Source organism: Paraburkholderia sp. SIMBA_027 (assembly GCF_046535315.1).
Classification (GTDB): Bacteria; Pseudomonadota; Gammaproteobacteria; order Burkholderiales; family Burkholderiaceae; genus Paraburkholderia; species Paraburkholderia tropica.
Genome location: NZ_JAWRWY010000530.1, coordinates 1 through 274, shown reverse-complemented (window position 1 = coordinate 274; position 274 = coordinate 1). Strand labels below are relative to the sequence as shown.

Sequence of the window (274 nt, the reverse complement as noted above, 5' to 3'; positions counted from 1 at the left end):
ACCGCGAGATCGCCGAACGTTTTGGCATCTCGGTGCGGACCGTGGAAAAGGAATTGCGCGCGGGGCTGGAGCACTGTTGCGAGAAATTGGAAAAAAAGTATGTCCAGCGCTACGGTCCCCGACCCCGGGAAACGTCTTAGCTATATGACACCCCTGTTCAGACGCTCCCGCCCCGGTGGCGACCCCGCGGCCGCGCTCAAGCGCGAGGCCCAGGCCTGGGTCGTGCGCCTGGCTTCGGGCCAGGCCAGCGTGGCCGATGGCGAGGCCTTTCGCC

The 274-nt window shown here is 65.7% G+C and carries 1 protein-coding gene; it reads left to right on the top strand.

The window, feature by feature from the left end; genetic code table 11:
- Nucleotides 1-8: 8 nt before the first annotated feature.
- Entirely contained in the window at nucleotides 9-140 is a 132-nt protein-coding gene (locus tag SB764_RS40115) for a hypothetical protein (protein WP_410866767.1), read from the top strand.
- The last annotated feature ends 134 nt before the right edge of the window (nucleotides 141-274 follow it).